This is a genomic window from Corynebacterium sp. c25Ua_47, assembly GCF_039907205.1.
Taxonomy (GTDB): Bacteria; Actinomycetota; Actinomycetes; order Mycobacteriales; family Mycobacteriaceae; genus Corynebacterium; species Corynebacterium hiratae.
This window is the reverse complement of the sequence record NZ_JASBOH010000050.1, coordinates 1-310: the sequence shown is the minus strand read 5'-3', so window position 1 is coordinate 310 and position 310 is coordinate 1. Positions and strand designations below refer to the sequence as shown.

Here is a 310-nt window from a genome sequence, read left to right as displayed (position 1 = left end):
AACTGAGCCAACTGAGCCGACTGAGCCGACCAAGCCGACCGAGCCGACCGAGCCAACGGAACCGACGGAGCCAACGGAACCGACGGAGCCGACGGAGCCAACTGAGCCGACTGAGCCGACTGAGCCGACTGAGCCGACGGAGCCGACTGAGCCGACTGAGCCGACCAAGCCGACGGAGCCGACCGAGCCAACCGAGCCAACCGAGCCGACCAAGCCGACCGAGCCAACCGAGCCAACCGAGCCGACGGAGCCGACTGAGCCGACTGAGCCGACTGAGCCGACGGAGCCGACGGAGCCGACTGAGCCGACC

At 69.0% G+C, this 310-nt stretch carries 1 protein-coding gene; it reads left to right on the top strand.

The window, feature by feature from the left end:
- A partial coding sequence (locus tag QKE52_RS13385; protein WP_347949011.1) for a hypothetical protein occupies positions 1-310 on the top strand: 310 nt, incomplete at both ends.